Below are 21,029 nucleotides of genomic sequence, written 5' to 3' on the forward strand. Positions count from 1 at the left end.
GCCGTGTACCGGCTCAACCACAGGCCCCGCAGATGCCTGGGCTGGAAGACTCCGCATGAGGTGTTCCACGGCTACAAAGTGAGCCCACTTACACTGGGGATTGGCGCACTTCGTTGTTGAAACCGCCGCTTCAAAAAAACCATGCACACCATCGCCATCACCCAGGGGGACCCCTCCGGCATCGGGCCCGAGATTGTGGCCAAGGCCTTCCGCGACGCGCCCGAGGTGCTGCGCCATTGTTTTGTGGTGGGCGATGTAGCCACACTGCGGCGCGCAGCCCAGGCCATTGAGCGGCCGGGTGTGGGGGGCTTGCCGGTGGCGCAGATCAGTGCGCCACACGAGGCGCTGGCCATGCCCCCGCGCTGCGTGCCCGTGCTGCCGGTGCCGGGCATTCCGGGGCCCCAGCCCTGGGGCCAGGTCAGTGCCGCGGCAGGCCGGGCCGCAGCCGACAGCGTGGTCTGGGCGGCCCGAGCCGCCTTGCGCGGCGAGGTGGCGGCGCTGGTCACAGCGCCCCTGCACAAGGAGGCGCTGTCCGCTGCGGGCGTGGATTTTCCGGGGCACACCGAGCTGCTGCAGGCCGAGGCCGCAGCCCACCAAGGCGTGCCGCTGGACCGGATGCCGGTGCGCATGATGCTGGCCAATGATGAGTTGCGCACGGTGCTGGTCAGCATCCATGTGTCGCTGCGCGATGCCCTGGCGGCCGTCACGCAGGACAGCGTGCTGCAAACGCTGCAGATCACCCATGCCGCGCTGTTGCGCAGCCTGGGCCGCGTGCCGCGCATTGCGGTGGCGGGGCTCAATCCCCATGCGGGCGAGGGCGGGCTGTTTGGGCGTGAGGAGCTGGATGTGATCGCCCCCGCCATCGCTGCTGCACGCGCCCAGGGGCTGGATGTGCACGGCCCGTTTGCGCCTGACACAGTGTTCATGCGCGCGCGCAGCACGCCGCAGCGCCCGGGCGAATTCGATGTGGTGATCGCCATGTACCACGACCAGGGGCTGATCCCGGTGAAGTACCTGGGCGTGGACAGGGGGGTGAATGTGACGCTGGGCCTGCCCCTGGTGCGCACCAGCCCTGACCACGGCACGGCCTTTGACATTGCGGGGCAGGGCGTTGCCGATGCGGCCAGCCTCATCGAGGCGGTGTGCATGGCGCGCCAGCTGTCCGCGTAGCGCTCCTGCACCTGTTTTGCAGTGACCCATGGGCTGCCACAGCCGCATGCAGCCTATGCAACTGGCGCGGCCAAGGCGAGTGCCCCCGCGCAAGGGCCGCCCCGCCGCGCGGGGGCGTCCCCCTCCCGAATCGCGCAGCGAGTCGAGAGAGGGGTGAAGGCGCGAAGCGACTCAGGGGGTGCTTACTTCTTCAAGCTGTCCCGGATCTCGCGCAGCAGCACGATGTCCTCTGCGGGGGCGGCGGGTGCTTCGGGCGCGGGGGCCGGGGCTTCGCGCTTGAGGCGGTTGATCTGCTTGATCATCATGAAGATGATGAACGCCAGGATCAGGAAGTTGACGGCCACCGTCAGAAAATTGCCATACGCAAACACCGGCACGCCGGCTTTCTTGAGCGCATCCAGCGTCGTGCCCGTGCCCGGCGGAATCGCGCCCAGCACCACAAACAGGTTGGAAAAATCGAGCTTGCCGAACACCAGGCCCACCACCGGCATGATGAGGTCGGACACCACCGAATCCACAATCTTGCCGAAGGCGCCACCGATGATGACACCCACGGCGAGGTCCACCACATTGCCCTTGACTGCGAATTCCCTGAACTCTTGCATCATCCCCATGTTGTTGCTCCTTGTGTGAACGGATGTTGATGCGGGAGTATTGCTCAGCGCAATGGGCTGTCAAGACAGGCGGCTGCGTTGAAATAACCATTTTCACTCCGCTACAATTCGCGGTTGACCCCAATCTAGCGATGATCAATCGAGGATCCCCATGAGTGACACTCCAATCGACTCCAGCAAGCGGACGTGGATCATCACGTCAGCATGTGCTGGTGCGGTGGGCGGCGTGGCAACCGCCGTCCCTTTCGTGAGTACCTTCCAGCCCTCCGAGCGCGCAAAAGCCGCCGGGGCTGCGGTAGAGGTGGATATCTCCGCCCTCAAGCCTGGAGAAAAAGTCACCGTGGAGTGGCGCGGCAAGCCCGTCTGGATCATCAAGCGCACCCCCGAGCAGCTGGCCGAGTTGCCCAAGCTCGACGGCCAGCTGGCGGACCCCAAGTCCGAGCGCAATCCATCCGAGCTGACCCCCGAGTACGCCCGCAACGAAGCGCGTTCCATCAAACCCGAGATTTTTGTGGGTGTGGGCATCTGCTCGCACTTGGGTTGCTCGCCTTCCGATAAGTTCCAGACCGGTGCCCAGCCTTCGCTGCCCGACGACTGGAAAGGCGGCTTCCTCTGCCCATGCCATGGCTCCACGTTCGACATGGCCGGCCGCGTCTTCAAGAACAAGCCCGCACCCGACAACCTCGAAGTGCCCCCCCACATGTACCTCACCGACACGCGCCTGCTGATCGGTGAAGACAAGAAGGCTTGAAGGAGCACCACGACATGGCTGAATTCAAGGAAATCTCTCCCAACGCCTCGGCGGGCGCCAAGGTCACGAACTGGTTCGAGAACCGCTTCCCGACCGCGTTCGATGCCTACAAGGTGCACATGTCGGAGTACTACGCTCCGAAGAACTTCAACTTCTGGTACATCTTCGGCTCGCTGGCGCTGGTCGTGCTGGTGATCCAGATCGTGACCGGCATCTTCCTGGTCATGCACTACAAGCCCGACGCCAACCTGGCGTTCGCTTCGGTCGAGTACATCATGCGCGATGTGCCCTGGGGCTGGCTGATCCGCTACATGCACTCCACGGGCGCTTCGGCGTTCTTTGTGGTGGTGTATCTGCACATGTTCCGTGGCCTCATCTACGGCAGCTACCGCAAGCCGCGCGAACTGGTCTGGATCTTCGGTTGCGCGATCTTCCTGTGCCTGATGGCCGAGGCCTTCATGGGCTACCTGCTGCCCTGGGGCCAGATGTCCTACTGGGGCGCCCAGGTGATCGTGAACCTGTTCGCTGCCATTCCCTTCATCGGCCCGGACCTGGCCCTGCTGATCCGTGGCGACTACGTGGTGGGCGATGCCACGCTGAACCGCTTCTTCAGCTTCCACGTGATCGCCGTGCCGCTGGTGCTGCTGGGCCTGGTGGTGGCGCACTTGCTGGCGCTGCACGATGTGGGCTCCAACAACCCCGACGGTGTGGAAATCAAGGGCCCCAAGGCGCCCAAGGATGCCAATGGCAAACCGCTGGATGGCGTGCCTTTCCACCCCTACTACACGGTGCATGACATCTTTGCGCTGAGCATGTTCCTGATGGCATTCACGGCCGTGGTGTTCTTTGCTCCCGAGTTCGGTGGCTACTTCCTCGAATACAACAACTTCATCCCTGCCGATCCGCTCAAGACGCCTGCGCACATCGCTCCGGTCTGGTACTTCACGCCGTTCTATTCGATGCTGCGTGCCATCACCACCGAGATGATGTACGCCCTGATCCTGTGCGTGGTGGCGGCTGCAGGTTTCGGCGTGCTCAAGGCCAAGCTGCCCAGCTTCATCAAGGCCGGGGTCGTGGGTGTGGCCCTGGTGGTCGTGGCCATGATGCTGTCCATCGATGCCAAGTTCTGGGGCGTGGTGGTGATGGGTGGTGCCGTGATCATCCTGTTCTTCCTGCCCTGGCTGGACTACAGCCCCGTCAAGTCGATCCGTTACCGCCCCGACTGGCACAAGTACCTGTACGGTATTTTTGTGATCAACTTCCTGATCCTGGGCTATCTGGGTGTGCAGCCTCCATCGCCCATCGGCGAGCGCGTGTCGCAAGTGGGCACCCTGTTCTACTTCGGCTTCTTCCTGCTGATGCCCTGGTGGAGCCGCATTGGTGAAACCAAGCCCGTGCCTGACCGCGTGACCTTTGTGGCGCACTGAGCCTGGAGACAACAACAATGAAGAAAATCATCCTCACGTTGATCGCCGCTGTGGGCCTGGTTGCCGGTGCAGCCCATGCTGCTGGTGGCGACACCATCGCCTGGGACAAGGCGCCCAACAAGACCAATGATCTGGCTTCGCTGCAAAACGGCGCCAAGGTGTTCGTCAACTACTGCCTGAACTGCCACTCGGCAGCCTTCATGCGCTTCAATCGCCTGCGCGACATCGGTTTGACCGAGCAGCAGATCAAGGACAACCTGCTTTTCACGACCGACAAGGTCGGCGAGACCATGAAGGCGTCCATCGATCCCAAGCAGGCCAAGGAATGGTTTGGCGCCAACCCGCCCGATCTGACCGTGATTGCCCGCTCGCGCGCCGGCCACGGCGGCACAGGTGCGGACTACCTCTACACCTTCCTGCGCACGTTCTACCGTGACGAGACCAAAGCCACGGGCTGGAACAACCTGGCTTTCCCGAGCGTGGGCATGCCCCATGTGCTGTGGGAAATGCAGGGTGATCGCCGCCCCGTGTTCGAAGAGCGCGAAAGCCACGGTCACAAGACCCAGGTCTTCAAGGGCTGGGAGCAGGTGAAGCCCGGCACCATGACCCCGCTGCAGTTCGACCAGACCGTGGGTGACCTGGTGAATTACTTGCAATGGATGGGCGAACCTGCCCAGAACACCCGCGTCCGAGTGGGCGTGTGGGTGTTGATTTTCCTGGGTGTTTTCACCGTCATTGCCTGGAGGCTGAACGCGGCCTTCTGGAAGGACGTGAAGTAAACAGCACGAGCCGCAAATCCTTGGCAAGGCGCCCCTCGGGGCGCCGCTGGATTGTTTGCAGAGTGGGCGCTTTGGGCTCCCACTCTTTTGATTTTTAGGAGCCTCCCACCATGATGGTGCTTTACTCGGGTACGACCTGTCCCTTCTCCCACCGCTGCCGTTTTGTCCTGTTCGAAAAGGGCATGGACTTTGAAATTCGCGATGTGGACCTGTACAACAAGCCCGAAGACATCAGCGTGATGAACCCGTATGGCCAGGTGCCTATCCTGGTCGAGCGTGACCTGATCCTGTACGAGTCGAACATCATCAACGAGTACATCGACGAGCGCTTCCCCCATCCGCAGCTGATGCCCGGCGACCCGGTGGATCGCGCCCGCGTGCGCCTGTTCCTGTTGAACTTCGAGAAAGAGCTGTTCGTGCATGTGAACACGCTCGAATCGCGTGCGACCAAGGGCAACGAAAAAGCGCTGGAAAAGGCCCGTGCCCACATCCGCGACCGCCTCACGCAGCTGGCCCCCGTGTTCCTCAAGAACAAGTACATGCTGGGTGACAACTTCTCCATGCTGGACGTTGCCATCGCCCCGCTGCTGTGGCGCCTGGACTACTACGGCATCGATCTGTCGAAGAATGCGGCACCGCTGCTCAAGTACGCCGAGCGCATTTTCTCGCGCCCTGCCTACATTGAGGCACTGACGCCGTCCGAGAAGGTCATGCGCAAGTAATCTGCGGCCTGCCCACTTTCTTTTATACCCACGCAGCAGCCATCCATCGACATGACCGCACAGGAATCGACCTCCACGCGCCCCTATCTCATTCGTGCCCTGTACGAGTGGTGCACGGACAACGGGCTCACGCCCTATGTGGCCGTGCGCGTGGACGATTCCGTGCAGGTGCCGCGTGAGTATGTGAAGGATGGCGAGATCGTTCTGAACATCAGTTTTGATGCGACGAGCGCTCTGCAGCTGGGCAATGACTTCATCGAGTTCAAGGCCCGCTTCGGTGGCAAGCCCCGCGAAATCCTGGTGCCCGTGGGCCGGGTGATCGCGATCTATGCCCGTGAAAATGGCCAAGGCATGGCCTTCCCTCCGCCGGTGGATATGTTGGCGGGCGGGGACGTTTCTCCGGTACTGGCATCCGCCCCCGCGCCCGCAGTGCTTGTGGCGGCAGCGCCAACGCCCTCGGATGACCGGGTGGTTCAGTTGGTGGAAAGCGATGAGGGTGGCAAAGACGACGGGGGTGATGCCCCGCGTCCACCCCCCGCGCCAGGCGGTGCACGGCCCTCGCTCAAGCGCGTCAAATAGCGCTGTTTTCGATTTTTGGGCTGCATTTACGGGATAAAATGCTGCCTTCGCCGGTTTAGCTCAGTTGGTAGAGCACCCGCCTTGTAAGCGGTAGGTCGTCAGTTCGATTCCGACAACCGGCACCATTTTTCTTGCTTTCTTCTGCATTCCCTGGTTCTGACGGCAACCGTCAGGTTTGAACTTTCAGGCGAATCGCGTTAACCTCCCACCCCCGGCTGCGCAAATGCGCCTGCAACGCAGGCAGCAGTTGGCGTATTTTTGCCGCTGCAGCATTGCTCTTGATCAGCAGGCACCAGCTGTCCCCATCGATGGGGCCTGCCTGGATGGCTGGACGCAAGGTTGCGGGTATCAGCAATTCAATGGCCTTGAGCCGATCACTGGAGTCGCGTGTCAGTGCTGTGAGCCTGGCCAGCGTGGGGGATTCCGCGCTGGCTTGCTGCACGGTGACAGCGTGATGGCGGCGATTCATGGTGTGGTGTCTTCGGGCGTGGGGAATTCGTAGTGCATTTGATTATCACGGACGCCAGGTTGGCGCGCAGCCGGGCCATTCATCTGTCTGGCACCCGTCTGCTTTTGGCGGGCTTGGCGCTGTCGCTGTGCCTCATGCTGGTGGCGGCCACCCTGTACCACTGGGTTTTTCTGAAAGGCGCGCGCGAAGGCTGGCCGATTGTCGGCTCCCTGGTGCGGCTGGTCGTCAAGGACGAGTTTGCAGAACGCGACCGCTTCATGCGCGCCAACCTCGATGCCATGGCGCGCCGTGTGGGCGAGATGCAGGCCCGCATGGTGCAGCTGGAGTCCCTGGGAGAGCGGGTGCTGGGCCTCGCGGGCATGGCACCGGGCGACATTCAGAAAGTCGACGCACGTGGCGGAGCGCTGGTGAGTGCCCACAACCTGTCCATGGAAGAGCTGCAAACCACCCTGGATGAGCTGGAGCGCCTGACCAACCAGCGGGTGGATTTGATGACGGTGCTCGAATCCCGTTTGTTTGACCAGCACATCCGCAAGAAGATGGTGCCGACCCATGCGCCCGTCACCGGGCGGTCTGCGGGCTCGGGTTTTGGTTGGCGCCTGGATCCGATCACTGGCCAGTCGGCCTTGCACACCGGCCTGGATTTTCAGGCCGACACGGGCACGCCCATCCTGGCAGCGGCAGGGGGCGTGGTCGTCACGCAGGAGTACCACCCCGCCTACGGCAACATGATCGAGGTGGACCATGGCAACCAGCTGGTGACGCGTTATGCCCATGCCTCGCGTACCCTTGTGAAACAAGGGGACATCGTGCGCCGGGGCCAGAAGATCGCAGAAATCGGCACGACGGGGCGCTCGACGGGGCCCCATCTGCATTTCGAAGTGCTGGTGCAAGGGGTTTTTCAAGACCCCCAGAAGTTCCTGAGCGCGGGGGGCACGGCCACCAATGCGCAGGTGGCGGCCGCGCAAGGGGCCGCACCCACACAGGGCAGGTAAAATCGCGGGTCCGGTGTTCATTGCCTGGGTTGCAAACCTGGCCAAAGGACCCACCTGAACTCAATTCATCTTAGGGATTTCGGTCGCTTGGCGCGCTGATTGCAGCGGGCAGGCGGTCCTGTTCGCATGGCCACCAACTTCCTCACCAAAATATTCGGCAGCCGCAATGACCGGCTCCTCAAGCAGTACCGCAAGACGGTGTCCCGCATCAATGCGATGGAGCCCGAGTACGAGAAGCTGTCGGACGAGCAGCTCAAGGCCAAGACGCAGGAGTTCAAGGAGCGCGTAGCCAAGGGTGCGTCGCTGGACGACATCCTCCCCGAAGCCTTTGCGGTGGTCCGCGAAGGGTCCAAGCGCATCATGAAGATGCGCCACTTCGATGTGCAAATGCTGGGCGGCATGGCGCTGCACTACGGCAAGATCTCCGAAATGCGCACGGGTGAGGGCAAGACGCTGACCGCCACGCTGCCGGTGTACCTCAATGCCCTGTCGGGCAAAGGTGTGCATGTGGTGACGGTGAACGACTACCTCGCCAACCGCGACGCGCAGTGGATGGGGCGCCTGTACAACTTCCTGGGCCTCACGGTAGGCATCAACCTGCCCAACATGCCCCGCGAGCAGAAGCAGGAGGCCTACCGCGCCGACATCACCTACGGCACGAACAACGAATACGGCTTCGACTACCTGCGCGACAACATGGTCTACGAGGCTGCTGACCGCGTGCAGCAAGGCCTGAATTTCGCCATCGTGGACGAGGTGGACTCCATCCTGATCGACGAGGCGCGCACGCCCCTGATCATCAGCGGCCAGGCCGAAGACCACACGGCGACCTATGTCGCCATGAACAAGGTGGTGCCTCTGCTGGTGCGCCAGGAAGGCGAAGCCGACCCCCGCACAGGCGAGGGCGTGACCAAGCCCGGCGATTTCACGGTGGACGAGAAGAGCCACCAGGTGTTCCTGACCGAACAGGGCCACGAGACCGCCGAGCGCGTGCTCGCCAGCCATGGCCTGATTGCCGAAGGCGCCTCGGTCTACGACCCGGCCAACATCACGCTGATGCACCATTTGTACGCAGCGCTGCGTGCCAACCACCTTTACCACCGTGACCAGCACTATGTGGTGCAAAACGGTGAGATCGTGATCGTGGACGAGTTCACCGGCCGCCTCATGTCGGGCCGTCGCTGGAGCGAGGGCCTGCACCAGGCCGTGGAAGCCAAGGAAGGCCTGAAGATCCAGGCCGAGAACCAGACGCTGGCCTCCATCACCTTCCAGAACTATTTCCGCCTGTACAACAAGCTCGCTGGCATGACCGGCACGGCCGACACCGAGGCCTATGAGTTTCAGGAAATCTACGGTCTCGAAACCGTGGTCATCCCGCCCAACCGCCCGAGCAAGCGCGACGACCAGCTCGACCGTGTGTACAAGACCACGCGTGAGAAGTACGAAGCTGCCATCAAGGACATCCGCGAGTGCCACGAACGTGGCCAGCCGGTGCTGGTGGGCACCACGTCGATCGAGAACTCTGAAATCATCGACCAGCTGCTGAACAAGGAAAACCTGCCGCACCAGGTGCTCAACGCCAAGCAGCACGCCCGTGAGGCCGACATCGTGGCCCAGGCGGGCCGTGCCGGCATGATCACCATCGCCACCAACATGGCAGGCCGCGGCACCGACATCGTGCTGGGCGGCAACATCGAGAAGGATGTGGCGGCCATCGAGGCCGACGAGTCCCTGCCTGAATCCGAGCGCGCGGCCCAAGTGGCGGCACTGCGCGAACAGTGGAAGGTGGACCACGAGAAGGTCAAGGCCCTGGGTGGCCTGCGCATCATCGCCACCGAGCGCCACGAATCCCGCCGCATCGACAACCAGCTGCGTGGCCGCTCCGGCCGCCAGGGCGACCCTGGCTCGTCGCGCTTCTACCTGAGCCTGGATGATTCGCTGATGCGCATCTTCGCAGGTGACCGCGTCAAATCCATCATGGACCGCCTGAAGATGCCCGATGGCGAAGCCATCGAAGCGGGCATCGTGACCCGCAGCATCGAGTCGGCCCAGCGCAAGGTGGAGGCCCGCAACTTCGACATCCGCAAGCAATTGCTGGAGTACGACGATGTGTCCAACGACCAGCGCAAGGTCATCTACCAGCAGCGCAATGACATCCTCGACGCTTCCGACCTTTCGGACGTGATTGCCGCGATGCGCGAGGACTGCATGACCGATCTCGTGCGCCAGTACGTGCCCGTCGAATCGGTGGAAGAGCAGTGGGACCTGCCCGCGCTGGAAAAGGTGCTGGCCGAAGAATGGCAGGTGTCGATTGCGCTGCAGCAGGAAGTGCAGGGCGCGAGCAGCGTCACCGACGACGAAATCCTGGAAAAGGTGCTGCAAGCCGCGAATGCCTCGTTCGATGCCAAGGTAGAGCAGGTGGGCCGCGACAACTTCACGCAGTTCGAGCGCGTGGTGCTGCTGCAGAACTTTGACTCCAACTGGCGCGACCACCTCTCTGCGCTGGACTACCTGCGCCAGGGCATCCACCTGCGCGGCTACGCACAAAAGCAGCCCAAGCAGGAGTACAAGCGCGAAGCCTTCGAGCTGTTCCGCCAGCTGATCGACCAGGTCAAGAACGAGGTCACCAAGATCCTCATGACCGTGCAGATCCAATCCCAGGCTCAGCTGGACCAGGCCGCACAGGACATGGAAAGCCGCGCCGAGAGCATCGCGAACGTGACCTACACCGCCCCCACCGAAACGGGCGAGGTGGAAACCACAGTGGATGCACAAACGGTGGGCCAGGCCCTGCCGGAGGGCATCCGCGTGGGCCGCAACGACCCCTGCCCTTGCGGCAGCGGCAAGAAGTACAAGCAGTGCCACGGCAAGCTCGCTTGATTTCCTGATCCACACAACACGGGCTTCGGCCCGTGTTTTCATTGGCGCGCCACGGTTTTCCGGATAATCGGCCGCAATCTTCATTGACGGATGCAGAGGCTGTGTAGCCACCATGCATCTGACCCCTCCCTCCGATAGAAAGGCCCCGTCCCATGCCTGTGAATCTTGTTGCCCCTGTTGCCGCCGACCTGCACCCGATTGCCGGTGTTCGGATTGGTGTGGCCGAAGCCGGTGTCCGCAAGGCCAACCGCAAGGACCTGACCGTGTTCCTGCTGGACGAAGGCGCCAGCGTGGCGGGCGTGTTCACCCAGAACCGCTTCTGCGCGGCCCCGGTGCAGATCAGCCGCGACCACCTGAGCAGCGGTCAGCCGATCCGAGCCATGGTCATCAACACCGGCAACGCCAACGCGGGCACGGGCGCGGACGGCCTAGCGCGGGCACGCTCCACCTGCATTGCGCTCGCGCAGCAGCTGAGCGTGGCGCCTGAACAGATCCTGCCGTTCTCCACCGGCGTGATCATGGAGCCCTTGCCCAACGACCGCATCGAGGCGGGCCTGCCCGCCGCCATTGCCGACGCGCAGCCGGGCCACTGGGCACGCGCCGCCGAGGGCATCATGACCACGGACACCCTGCCCAAGGCCTTCTCGGCACAGGCGCAGATTGGTGGCGCCACGGTGTCCATCACCGGCATCAGCAAGGGCGCGGGCATGATCCGCCCCAATATGGCCACCATGCTGGGCTTTCTGGCCACCGATGCCTGCGTGGCACCTGCCGTCATGCAGCAGCTGGCGCGCGAGCTGGCTGATGGCTCCTTCAACCGCGTGACCATCGACGGCGACACCTCGACCAACGACTCCTTCGTGGTCGTGGCCACCAACAAGGTCGCGCACGCGCCCATCACCTCACTCGATAGCGCCGACGGCCAGGCGCTCAAGGCCGCGATGCTGGCGGTGTCGCAGAAGCTGGCCCAGGCCATCGTGCGCGATGGCGAAGGCGCCACCAAGTTCATCACCGTGCGGGTGGAAGGCGGCAAGACGGGCGACGAATGCCGCAAGGTGGCCTATGCGATTGCCCACTCGCCCCTGGTCAAGACCGCTTTCTTTGCCAGCGACCCGAATCTGGGCCGCATCCTGGCCGCTGTGGGTTATGCGGGCATCGACGATCTGGAGCAGACAGGCATCGACCTGTACCTGGACGACGTGCATGTCGCTGTGCAGGGCGGTCGCAACCCCGCCTACCGCGAGGAAGACGGCCAGCGCGTGATGAAGCAGGCCGAGATCACCGTGCGTGTGCTGCTGGGCCGTGGTGATGCGATGGACACGGTATGGACCTGCGATTTCAGTCACGAATATGTAACGATCAACGCAGACTACCGCTCCTGATTCACTGCAATACTCCTGATTTGATAGCTGCTAGCGCATGATGGACGCGCGGTGGATGCCAAAATGAACCAGAAATTTGAACATCTGATCGAGCGTGCCGAGCAGCTCATCGCCCGCATCGAATCCGTGCTGCCTCAGCCGCTCTCTGCGCCCGACTGGTCGGCCGCCATTGCCTGGCGCTATCGCAAGCGCAGCAGCGGCCACGGCACCCTGGAGCCGGTGCGCCATGTGGCCGCGATGGCACTGGCGGACCTCAAGGAAATCGGCCCCCAGAAGGAAAAGATCGAGCGCAACACGCAGCAGTTTGTGCGAGGCTTGCCCGCCAACAACGTGCTGCTGACCGGCGCACGCGGCACGGGCAAGTCCTCGCTCATCAAGGCCTGCCTGAACGCCTACGCGGCGCAGGGGCTGCGCCTGATCGAGGTGGACAAGGCGGACCTGACCGATCTGCCCGACATCGTGGATGTGGTGTCCGCGCGGCCGGAGAAATTCATCGTCTTTTGCGATGACCTGAGCTTTGAAGATGGCGAGCCCGGCTACAAGGCGCTCAAGTCCATTCTCGATGGCTCGGTGGCGGCCGCCACGCCCAACGTGTTGATCTACGCCACCAGCAACCGGCGCCACCTGCTGCCGGAGTACATGAAGGAAAACCTCACCTACACCCACACCGAGGATGGCGAGGTGCATCCCGGTGAAGTGGTGGAAGAGAAGATCTCCTTGTCAGAGCGTTTTGGCCTGTGGGTGAGCTTCTACCCGTTCAGCCAGGAGGAGTACCTGAGCATCACCGCGCAATGGCTGTCGTCGCTGGGGGTTTCTGCTTCGGCCATCGCGGCTGCGCGGCCCGAGGCCCTGATCTGGGCGCTGGAGCGGGGCTCGCGCAGCGGCCGCGTGGCCTACCAGTTTGCACGCGACTATGCGGGGAAGCACAGTGGCTGAAACCGCACGCAAACACACCGAGGTAGCCGTGGGCATCTTGCTGCGTGAGGATGGCGCCATGCTGCTGTCCACCCGCCCGCAGGGCAAGCCGTATGCGGGCTACTGGGAGTTTCCGGGTGGCAAGCTGGAAGCGGGCGAAACGGTGGAAGAGGCGCTGCGCCGCGAGCTGATCGAGGAACTGGGCGTGACCATCGGCCCGGCCACGGTCTGGAAGGTCACGGAGCACGACTATCCCCATGCCCTGGTGCGTCTGCACTGGTGCAAGGTCTGGGCATGGGCGGGGGAGTTCGAGATGCGCGAGGGCCAGTCCATGGCCTGGCAGCAGATGCCGTTGACGGTGGCGCCGGTGCTGCCCGGCGCCTACCCGGTGTTGCAGTGGCTGGCCGAGGAGCGGGGCCTGGAGTTCAAGCCGGAATAAACCATCGCGCCTGCTTGCCGTTGGTGCAGTGAAGATGGATTGCTATCAATTGTGTAGCTTAAAGGTGTTTGCTGTCAGGCGGTGACGGCCATTTACAGCCAGTATTCTGGCTGGGCGGCCGTATATCAGTGCTGTTGGCGCGGGTCGCCATACTGGGCGTCCTCAGGCGGGGCTTCGGCGGGCATGCGGAAGTCCTCGCTGGCCCAGGCGCCCAGATCGACCTGCTTGCAGCGCTCGCTGCAAAAAGGGCGGTAGGCATTGACGGGGCTGTACACGCTGTCGCCGCCACAGCAGGGGCAGACCACGGTGCGTGCAAAGGGGGTGGAGGAGGTGGAGCGGGTCATGCTTGTGGGCGAATCAAGGTGGTGCTCGCCTGGTCACCAGGATGGTTCACTGAAAGTATCCAGACTCAGGCGCACAGCGTGAGTTCAAACGCAGCATCCTCATTGCAGGCGTGCAGGCGGCCATCCCCTTCGAGCCGCATGAGCCGCACCGAAACAATCAGGCGGTTGCCGCTGATCTCGGGAATCAGATTCAGGGCCGGGTCCATGCGCAGCCGCAGCAACTGGAAGGTGCGCCCTTGCGGCAGGTTCTGCTGGAACTGACCGCGCTCGGCCGCCACCTTTTGGGGGACACCCGAATCGCGCAGCAGCTTGAGCAGCACATAAATCGACTCAGCCAGGGGCGCCAGGGTGGACGCCCATTGCTCCAGCGCCTGCTGCCGGACGTCGGGTGCATGGTGTTGCCATGCATAGTAGGCTGGCAGATCGAACCCGCAGGTACCGCCGGGAATGCCGATGCGGCTGCGGATGCTCATCAGCCAGTCGTTCTCGGTCAGCGCATGGCCCGACTTTCCGTTCTGTCCGTTCAGTGTGGTGAAGCACCGGTCGAGCTGGGCGATCACCGCGTCCAGTGCGGCCTCAGAGATGGACGGGTTGCCGCGGTAGCTGTCGAGCTGGTGCTTGTGTTTTTCGATGTCCTTGAGCACGTCCGATTTCAGGTCGGCCCGGGCTGCCACATCCATGATCTCGAAGATCGTGACCAGCGCAAAATGGTGGTCGAGCGCATGGGCGCGGGGGATCAACTCCCCCAACCGGCGGAACAACTGCTCAAGCCGCAGATAGGTTCTGAGACGCTCGTTAAAGGGGTATTCGTAAAGAATCACGCTGGCGGGTTCCTGGGGGGCTCTGGTGCATCATAGCCCGAACAAGGCGGCTGCCTGCCGCACCTGGGCCTGCAATGCCGGCAAGGTGTTGCGGGGCCCGTTGGCAATCACGATATCGGCGACTGCCCGGCGCGCGTGCCGGGTGGCTTGCGATGCAATGATGCCCCGCACCACCTCGGGGGCGAGGCCACTGCGGTGCATGACACGCTCAATCTGGGTCTCTACGGGGCAGTCCACCACGACCACGGCGTCCAGCTGGCGGGCCCACCGGCCGGACTCTGCCAGCAGCGGAATATCGTGCACGATCAGGCGGGAGCCTGCCGCAATGGCCTGCTGTGTCTGCAAAAGGCTGTGGCGGGTCACCAGCGGGTGCACGATGGCCTCCAGCTGCGTGCGCGCTTCGGGTCGGCTGAAGGCCAGTTCGCGCATGCGTGTGCGGTCCAGCGCCCCCGAGGCATCCACGAAGGCCGCACCGAATGTGCTGCGGATGGCGTCCATCGCATCCCCGCCGGTGCCGGTGACCGCGCGCGCAATCTGGTCTGCGTCAATCATTGTGGCACCCAGCGAGGCGAACATGCCGCCCACGGTGCTTTTGCCACTGCCAATGCCGCCGGTCAGGCCCAGGCGCACCGGGCACCTTTTGTTTGCCATGGTCGGGAAGGGGCTACAGGCCCAGGAGATTCAACACGGTGTTGAGGATGGCGTTGGGGCCAAACACCATCGCCGTCAGCCCGGCACCCACGAGGAAGGGGCCAAACGGTATGTAGCCCCCTTCGCGCAAGCTGCTGAAAATTTTCATCGCGATACCGACGATGGCGCCAATGATCGACGACATCAAAATGATGGGCACCAGCGCCTGCCATCCAAACCAGGCGCCGAGTGCCGCGAACAGCTTGAAGTCGCCATACCCCATGCCCTCCTTGCCCGTGGCCAGCTTGAAGCCCCAGTACACCAGCCACAACGACAGGTAACCGGCAGCAGCTCCTGTTACAGAGGCATTCAGCGGGACATTGGTCCACTGGAATGCCGCCGAGAGCAAGCCAGCCCACAGCAGAGGCAGGGTGATATCGTCCGGCAACAGGGTGGTGTCCCAGTCGATGAATGCCAGGGCCACGAGTGCCGCGGAAAATCCGCACCATACAAAACCGGTGGGGGTCACTCCCCAGCGGTGCATGCAGAAAAAGAACAATGCCCCCGTGAGCAACTCGACCAGTGGGTAGCGGGCGCTGATCGGTGCCTTGCAGGACGAGCAGCGGCCTCGCAAAAAGAGATAACTCAGGACAGGGACATTCTCATGCCACTGCACCGCATGCCCGCAAGCGGGGCAGCGCGACCGCGGAGTCATCAGGTTGAAGGGCGCCTGCGTGCCTGCAGGAGGCTCCTTGCCTTGTTTCTCGGCCTCCAACTGGGCCAACTCCGCTTCCCACTGCTGCTCCATCATCTTCGGCAGCCGGTAAATGACCACGTTCAGAAAACTGCCGATCAGCAAGCCTAAGACGCCGCCCAGGCCGACGCCCCACCACACCTCGAACTCCATCACACGACCTGACCGAGCTTGAAGATGGGGAGGTACATGGAAACCACGATTCCGCCAATCAAGGTGCCCAGGAACACGATGATGATGGGCTCCATCAGGCTGGACAGGCCGGCCACCATGTCGTCCACTTCGGCCTCGTAAAAGTCAGCCGCTTTGCCCAGCATGTGGTCAATAGAGCCAGACTCTTCCCCGATGGCACACATCTGCAGCACCATGGAAGGGAAAACGTTGGCATTGCCCATGGCCGCGGTCAGGCTGGTGCCGGTGGAGACTTCTTGCTGAATTTTTTCGGTGGCCATGGAATAAACGGAGTTGCCTGCGGCCCCACCGACTGAGTCCAGCGCTTCGACCAAGGGAACGCCTGCAGCAAACATGGTGGCCAGGGTCCGGGTCCAGCGCGCAACGCAAGACTTGTCGATAAGAGCCCCGAAGACGGGCATGCGTAGCAGCAGGCGATCCATGAACATCTGCATCTTTTCATTGCGGCGCCACGCCTGCATGAAGAAGAAAAAGCTGCCGCCTATAGCGCCAAAGATCAGCCACCACCACTTCACGAAAATCTCACTGATAGCCATCACAAACAGTGTTGGGGCAGGAAGATCTGCTCCGAATGACGTGAAGACCTCCTTGAATGCTGGAATCACGAAAATCATGATCACTGTGACAACGACAAAGGCAACAATGACCACGGATATCGGGTACATCAAAGCCGATTTGATTTTCGACTTGATGGCCTCTGTTTTTTCCATGTAGGTAGCGAGTCGATCCAGAAGCGCTTCCAAAATACCAGCAGCTTCCCCTGCTTCGACCAAATTGCAGTAGAGGCTGTCAAAGTACATCGGATATTTGCGGAAGGCGCCATTCAGCGATGTGCCTGTCTCAATGTCCGCTCGGATATCGTTGAGCAACTTGGTGACACTTGCATTTGTGTTACCTCTTCCCACGATATCGAAAGCTTGCAACAGTGGAACACCGGCCTTCATCATAGTCGCCAGTTGACGTGTGAACAGGGCGATGTCTTTAGGCTTGATTTTTTTGCCAGAGCGCATCCGGCGCTTTTTGATCTTTGTTGGAAAAACCCCTTGGCGGCGCAAGGTGGCCTGAACCTGATTTTCTCCAACCGCACGAATTTCACCTCGAATGATTTTCCCATGCCGATCTTTGCCCTCCCACTCGAAGACAAAATCCTTGATATCTCTTTTTGATGCTACGGTAGCCATACTGCCCTCGTCAGTGAATACTATTCATTGGTAACTGCCAAAACTTCTTCGAGAGAGGTCAGGCCGAGCTTGGCTTTATGGAGTCCGGACTCGCGCAGCGAACGCACACCCTCGGCCCGCGCTTGTTCTGCGATTTCCAGAGCGCTTCCATCACGAAGAATGATGCGTTGGATGTCTTCAGATACGGGCATGACCTGGTAAATACCCAAGCGACCCTTGTATCCGTTATTGCAGGCGGAGCAGCCAACGGGGCGGTAGGTGACCCACGAGCCGTCTATATCATCTTCCTTGTACCCGGCCTCCACGAGGGTTTCGTGGGGAATATCGGCAGGGGCCTTGCAGACCGGGCAGAGTCTGCGTGCCAGCCGTTGTGCCGTAATCAAGATCACGCTGGATGCGATATTGAAGGGCGCTATGCCCATGTTGCGCATGCGTGTCAACGTTGTGGGCGCGTCGTTGGTGTGCAGGGTAGACAAGACCAAGTGACCGGTCTGGGCGGCCTTGATCGAGATGTCAGCCGTTTCCAGATCCCGGATTTCCCCGACCATGATGATGTCGGGATCCTGGCGGAGAAAGGATTTGAGTGCGACTGCAAATGTCAGGCCAGCTTTCTCGTTAACATTGACCTGGTTGACGCCAGGTAGATTGATTTCAGAGGGATCTTCTGCGGTCGCAATATTGACGCCCGGCTTGTTGAGCAGATTCAGGCAGGTGTAGAGAGAAACGGTCTTGCCGGAGCCCGTCGGCCCAGTCACCAAAATCATCCCGTAGGGGCGGCCAATGGCCTGAAGAAGTCGTTCCTTTTCGACAGGCTCATACCCCAATGCGTCAATACCCAGTTTTGCGCTGCTCGGATCCAGAATACGGATCACGATTTTTTCACCAAACAAGGTGGGCAACGTGCTGACGCGGAAATCAATGACTCTGTCGGGGCCTACCTTCAGTTTCATCCGGCCATCTTGCGGCACCCGTTTTTCCGAAATGTCCAGACGCGAAATCACTTTGATGCGCGAGGCCAGCTTGTCCTTGATGGCAATCGGGGGGGAGGCTATTTCACGGAGCTCACCATCGATTCGGAAACGGACGCGGTACTGGTGCTCGTATGGTTCAAAATGCAAATCAGAAGCCCGCATGTTGAAGGCGTCCAGCAGCATTTTATGAAGAAATTTGACGATGGGTGCGTCTTCGACCTCTGTGACGCCCGTGTCCGCTTCCTCGGGGGCATCTTCAATCGACACATCGTCAAATTCGAAGTCACCGCCTCCACTCACCAGAGTGTCCATGGATTCACTGGTTGATTTTGTGGTTGACTCAACCAGGCGACTCAGCTTGTCATATTCGGCAATAATCCAATCCACACCCATTTGCGTGGTGAACTTGATCTTTTCTGCAGCTTCCTGGTCTGTAGGGTCTGCCGTGGCAACAATCAGCCGGTTGTTGCGTTTGCTGAGCACTACAACCCGATAAGCTTGGCATATTTTGTTGTCCAGCAGCTCTTTGGGCAGGCGCAATGGATCAATTGCATCCAGGTCAAGAAGCGGTGCCCCAAAAACGGCAGATACCGTATGTGCCAGGTCAGCAGCAGATACCGCGCCGGAGCCTGTCAACTCGGCGATAAAGCTGGTGCGGCTGATTTGTGATTTTTTGTAAATATCCTCAGCCGACTTTTGCGTCAGTTTGCCGGCAGACATCAATGCCCGACCCAGGCCAGGGAGGGCAACTGAGGCTTCTTTGGGGACAGTATCAACAGCGGCCATGTAACCGGTAATGTGTTAGGTGTGGAAAAGAAACCATCCTATCATCACCGATCGCGCAGAGGGTGTACAGCGCGGGATATTGGTAACTGCGCCACACGCGATGCGAATGTGCGTTTGAGCGGTTGATTTATGGTCGGGGTGAGAGGATTCGAACCTCCGGCTGTTGCCGCCGACCGAAATCTGACAGTCTGAAAGGTCTGATGCCGATCCAAAATTGACAGGGGTGTTCAACTGCCCTGCTGATTTTTTCAGCAGGGATGTAAGAGGTGATCACCATGGACATGATTGGCAAGGTCAGGCGCATGAAGTGGCGCGACCAACTCTCTGATGGAGAGATTTGCAGAAGAACGGGACTGGCCAGAAACACGATCAAGAAGTGGCTCAAGGCCCCCGGCGACATAACCCCGAAGTACGAGCGCAAGAAGGCTGATGGCAAGCTCACACCCTTTGTGGCGGTGCTGGAGCAGGCCCTGCGCACGGATGCGCACCGGGCCAAGAACGCAAGGCGCAGCGGCAAGGCGCTGTTTGCGCAGATCCAGGCGCAGGGATACCGGGGCGGCTATAGCGCTGTGACTGACTTCATTCGAGCATGGCGGGTGGAGAGCGCCAAGGATCCCGCCAAGGCCTTTGTGCCGCTGAGCTTCGAGTTGGGCGAGGCCTTCCAGTTCGACTGGAGCGAGGAAGGTCTGATGGTTGGTGGGGTGTTCTACAAACTGCAAGTGGCCCATCTGAAGCTATGCGCCAGTCGTGCCTTCTGGCTGGTTGCCTACCCTGGGCAAGGCCATGAGATGCTGTTCGATGCCCATACCCGTGCCTTCCAGGCATTGGGAGGTGTAGCCAGGCGTGGCATCTACGACAACATGAAGACGGCGGTGGACAAGGTCAAGAAAGGCAAGGGGCGCATCGTCAACGCACGCTTCTCGGCCATGTGCAGCCATTACCTGTTTGATCCGGACTTCTGCAACGTCGCCTCGGGCTGGGAGAAAGGGGTGGTGGAGAAGAACGTGCAGGACAGTCGCAGGCGGATCTGGATCGAGGCCGCCAGCAGGCGCTTTGGATCGTTTGCCGAACTCAATGCATGGCTGGGCGAGCGGTGTCGGTCGGTGTGGTCCGACACCGTGCATCCGATCCACAAGCAGTTCACGGTGGCAGAGATGCTGGAGTTGGAGCGCCCGCACCTCATGTCCATGCCTGTGCTGTTTGATGGGTATGTGGAGAAGCCCGCGCGGGTGAGCAGCACCTGCCTGGTGGCGGTGGCGCGCAACCGCTACTCCGTTCCTTGCGAATGGGCAGGGCACTTGGTCAGCACGCGTCTGTACCCCAATCGGGTGGACATAGCCTGTGCGCAAACCATCATCGCCAGCCACGCCCGCACGCCGGGCAGTGGCCAAGTCACCTATGACTGGCAGCACTACATTGAACTCGTGCAGCGCAAGCCCGGGGCACTGCGCAACGGTGCACCGTTCCTGGACTTGCCTGAGCCTTTGCAGCGCTTGCGCAAATCCCTTCTGAGGCACCCGGGCGGTGACCGCACCATGGCACAGGTGCTGGCCAGCGTGCCGCAGGCTGGCTTGGATGCGGTACTGGTGGCGGTTGATCTTGTCCTTGAAGGTGCCACGCCCAATGGAAGTGTCAGTGCTGAGCATGTGCGCAATGTGCTGGCCAGGCTGAACGCGCCACCCAGGCCGGAGCATGCCAAAACCACCTTGCAACTGACCAGCCTCCCGCTGGCAGATACGGCACGCTACGACCGGTTGCGCCCGACCCACAACGATAACCAAGGGGTCATTCATGTCTGAATCCAAACGCGATGTGCAAAGCGAACTCAAGGCCCTGCGCTTGAATGGCATGGCCAGCGCCTGGGCTGACCTTATGGAACAGGATGGCGGCACCACGATTCAGAGCTCGCGCTGGCTGATCGAGCACCTGCTTCAAGCGGAGGACGTGGATCGGCATATGCGATCCATCGCCCACCAGATGAAGGCGGCACGCTTCCCGATTCACCGAGACCTCGCTGGCTTCGACTTCGAGGTCTCCCCCGTGGACAAGGTGCTGATCAAGAGGCTGGCGGACCTGAGCTTCACCGACGATGCCCAGAACGTTGTCCTGATCGGTGGTCCTGGTACCGGCAAAACCCACTTGGCAACGGCGCTGGGAATCAATGGGCTAACGCACCATTCCAAACGTGTCCGGTTCTACTCGACAGTGGATCTGGTCAATGCGTTGGA

Annotated in this window: 21 protein-coding genes and 1 tRNA gene; 14 read left to right on the forward strand and 8 right to left on the reverse strand. The window is 61.4% G+C overall.

The window, feature by feature from the left end; all coding sequences use genetic code 11:
* Positions 1-141: 141 nt before the first annotated feature.
* Complete coding sequence (gene pdxA, locus ACYZGB_RS21880) at positions 142-1,170, forward strand: 4-hydroxythreonine-4-phosphate dehydrogenase PdxA (RefSeq protein ID WP_462391023.1); 1,029 nt, start codon at positions 142-144, stop codon at positions 1,168-1,170.
* A gap of 182 nt (positions 1,171-1,352) precedes the next feature.
* On the opposite strand, the gene mscL is transcribed toward pdxA, so the two are convergent.
* The gene (gene mscL / locus ACYZGB_RS21885) at positions 1,353-1,784 is read right to left on the reverse strand and encodes a large conductance mechanosensitive channel protein MscL (RefSeq protein ID WP_462391024.1); all 432 of its coding nucleotides are present in this window, start codon (positions 1,782-1,784) and stop codon (positions 1,353-1,355) included.
* 151 nt (positions 1,785-1,935) lie between these two features.
* Here mscL and petA point away from each other — a divergent pair, with 151 nt between their 5' ends.
* From petA to ACYZGB_RS21915, 6 genes are all read left to right on the forward strand, one after another.
* A complete protein-coding gene (petA, locus tag ACYZGB_RS21890; protein ID WP_462391025.1) occupies positions 1,936-2,535 on the forward strand; it encodes a ubiquinol-cytochrome c reductase iron-sulfur subunit in 600 nt (199 codons plus the stop codon).
* A 14-nt stretch (positions 2,536-2,549) separates the two neighbouring features.
* Positions 2,550-3,962: a cytochrome b gene (locus ACYZGB_RS21895; protein ID WP_462391026.1), complete on the forward strand. Its 1,413-nt coding sequence runs from the start codon at positions 2,550-2,552 to the stop codon at positions 3,960-3,962.
* A gap of 17 nt (positions 3,963-3,979) precedes the next feature.
* Positions 3,980-4,741, forward strand: a complete 762-nt coding sequence (locus tag ACYZGB_RS21900; protein WP_063459829.1) for a cytochrome c1 — start codon at positions 3,980-3,982, stop codon at positions 4,739-4,741.
* Between the two features lie 110 nt (positions 4,742-4,851).
* Complete coding sequence (locus tag ACYZGB_RS21905) at positions 4,852-5,463, forward strand: glutathione S-transferase N-terminal domain-containing protein (RefSeq protein WP_005794209.1); 612 nt, start codon at positions 4,852-4,854, stop codon at positions 5,461-5,463.
* A gap of 51 nt (positions 5,464-5,514) precedes the next feature.
* Positions 5,515-6,042 (forward strand): ClpXP protease specificity-enhancing factor, encoded by a 528-nt coding sequence (locus ACYZGB_RS21910; protein WP_462391028.1) that lies wholly within the window; start codon positions 5,515-5,517, stop codon positions 6,040-6,042.
* Positions 6,043-6,091: 49 nt separating this feature from the next.
* Positions 6,092-6,167: transfer RNA gene (locus tag ACYZGB_RS21915), tRNA-Thr, on the forward strand.
* A 44-nt stretch (positions 6,168-6,211) separates the two neighbouring features.
* On the opposite strand, the gene ACYZGB_RS21920 is transcribed toward ACYZGB_RS21915, so the two are convergent.
* Entirely contained in the window at positions 6,212-6,511 is a 300-nt protein-coding gene (locus ACYZGB_RS21920) for a hypothetical protein (RefSeq protein ID WP_462391030.1), read from the reverse strand.
* Between the two features lie 32 nt (positions 6,512-6,543).
* On the opposite strand from ACYZGB_RS21920, the gene ACYZGB_RS21925 reads away from it, so the two are divergent.
* The 5 genes from ACYZGB_RS21925 (at position 6,544) to ACYZGB_RS21945 (ending at position 13,122) form a co-directional block, all read left to right on the forward strand.
* Positions 6,544-7,506, forward strand: coding sequence for a M23 family metallopeptidase (locus ACYZGB_RS21925; protein ID WP_462391032.1), 963 nt, complete (start codon positions 6,544-6,546; stop codon positions 7,504-7,506).
* Positions 7,507-7,632: 126 nt separating this feature from the next.
* Entirely contained in the window at positions 7,633-10,386 is a 2,754-nt protein-coding gene (secA, locus tag ACYZGB_RS21930) for a preprotein translocase subunit SecA (RefSeq protein WP_462391033.1), read from the forward strand.
* Between the two features lie 152 nt (positions 10,387-10,538).
* Complete coding sequence (argJ, locus tag ACYZGB_RS21935; protein ID WP_462391034.1) at positions 10,539-11,768, forward strand: bifunctional glutamate N-acetyltransferase/amino-acid acetyltransferase ArgJ; 1,230 nt, start codon at positions 10,539-10,541, stop codon at positions 11,766-11,768.
* A 63-nt stretch (positions 11,769-11,831) separates the two neighbouring features.
* Positions 11,832-12,704: an ATP-binding protein gene (locus ACYZGB_RS21940; RefSeq protein ID WP_462391036.1), complete on the forward strand. Its 873-nt coding sequence runs from the start codon at positions 11,832-11,834 to the stop codon at positions 12,702-12,704.
* A complete protein-coding gene (locus tag ACYZGB_RS21945) occupies positions 12,682-13,122 on the forward strand; it encodes an NUDIX domain-containing protein (RefSeq protein ID WP_462391037.1) in 441 nt (146 codons plus the stop codon). Before ACYZGB_RS21940 ends, ACYZGB_RS21945 begins: the two co-directional genes overlap by 23 nt.
* A 125-nt stretch (positions 13,123-13,247) precedes the next feature.
* On the opposite strand, the gene ACYZGB_RS21950 is transcribed toward ACYZGB_RS21945, so the two are convergent.
* The 6 genes from ACYZGB_RS21950 to pilB form a co-directional block, all read right to left on the reverse strand.
* Positions 13,248-13,466, reverse strand: a complete 219-nt coding sequence (locus ACYZGB_RS21950) for a DNA gyrase inhibitor YacG (RefSeq protein ID WP_462391038.1) — start codon at positions 13,464-13,466, stop codon at positions 13,248-13,250.
* A gap of 65 nt (positions 13,467-13,531) precedes the next feature.
* Positions 13,532-14,287 carry a cell division protein ZapD gene (gene zapD / locus ACYZGB_RS21955; protein ID WP_462391040.1) on the reverse strand — a complete coding sequence of 252 codons (756 nt, stop codon included), beginning with the start codon at positions 14,285-14,287 and terminating at the stop codon, positions 13,532-13,534.
* 30 nt (positions 14,288-14,317) lie between these two features.
* Positions 14,318-14,938: a dephospho-CoA kinase gene (coaE, locus tag ACYZGB_RS21960; RefSeq protein ID WP_462391041.1), complete on the reverse strand. Its 621-nt coding sequence runs from the start codon at positions 14,936-14,938 to the stop codon at positions 14,318-14,320.
* 13 nt (positions 14,939-14,951) lie between these two features.
* On the reverse strand, positions 14,952-15,824 hold the full coding sequence (locus ACYZGB_RS21965; RefSeq protein ID WP_462391043.1) for a prepilin peptidase: 873 nt from the start codon (positions 15,822-15,824) through the stop codon (positions 14,952-14,954).
* Complete coding sequence (locus tag ACYZGB_RS21970; RefSeq protein WP_462391044.1) at positions 15,824-17,044, reverse strand: type II secretion system F family protein; 1,221 nt, start codon at positions 17,042-17,044, stop codon at positions 15,824-15,826. Before ACYZGB_RS21970 ends, ACYZGB_RS21965 begins: the two co-directional genes overlap by 1 nt.
* 20 nt (positions 17,045-17,064) lie before the next feature.
* Complete coding sequence (pilB, locus tag ACYZGB_RS21975; protein ID WP_462391046.1) at positions 17,065-18,801, reverse strand: type IV-A pilus assembly ATPase PilB; 1,737 nt, start codon at positions 18,799-18,801, stop codon at positions 17,065-17,067.
* A gap of 275 nt (positions 18,802-19,076) precedes the next feature.
* On the opposite strand from pilB, the gene istA reads away from it, so the two are divergent.
* Entirely contained in the window at positions 19,077-20,600 is a 1,524-nt protein-coding gene (gene istA, locus ACYZGB_RS21980) for an IS21 family transposase (RefSeq protein ID WP_462391047.1), read from the forward strand.
* On the forward strand, positions 20,593-21,029 hold a 437-nt coding region (locus ACYZGB_RS21985; protein WP_462391048.1), incomplete at its 3' end, for an ATP-binding protein. The genes istA and ACYZGB_RS21985, both read left to right, overlap by 8 nt.

It is taken from the genome of Acidovorax sp. Q11 (genome assembly GCF_054950075.1).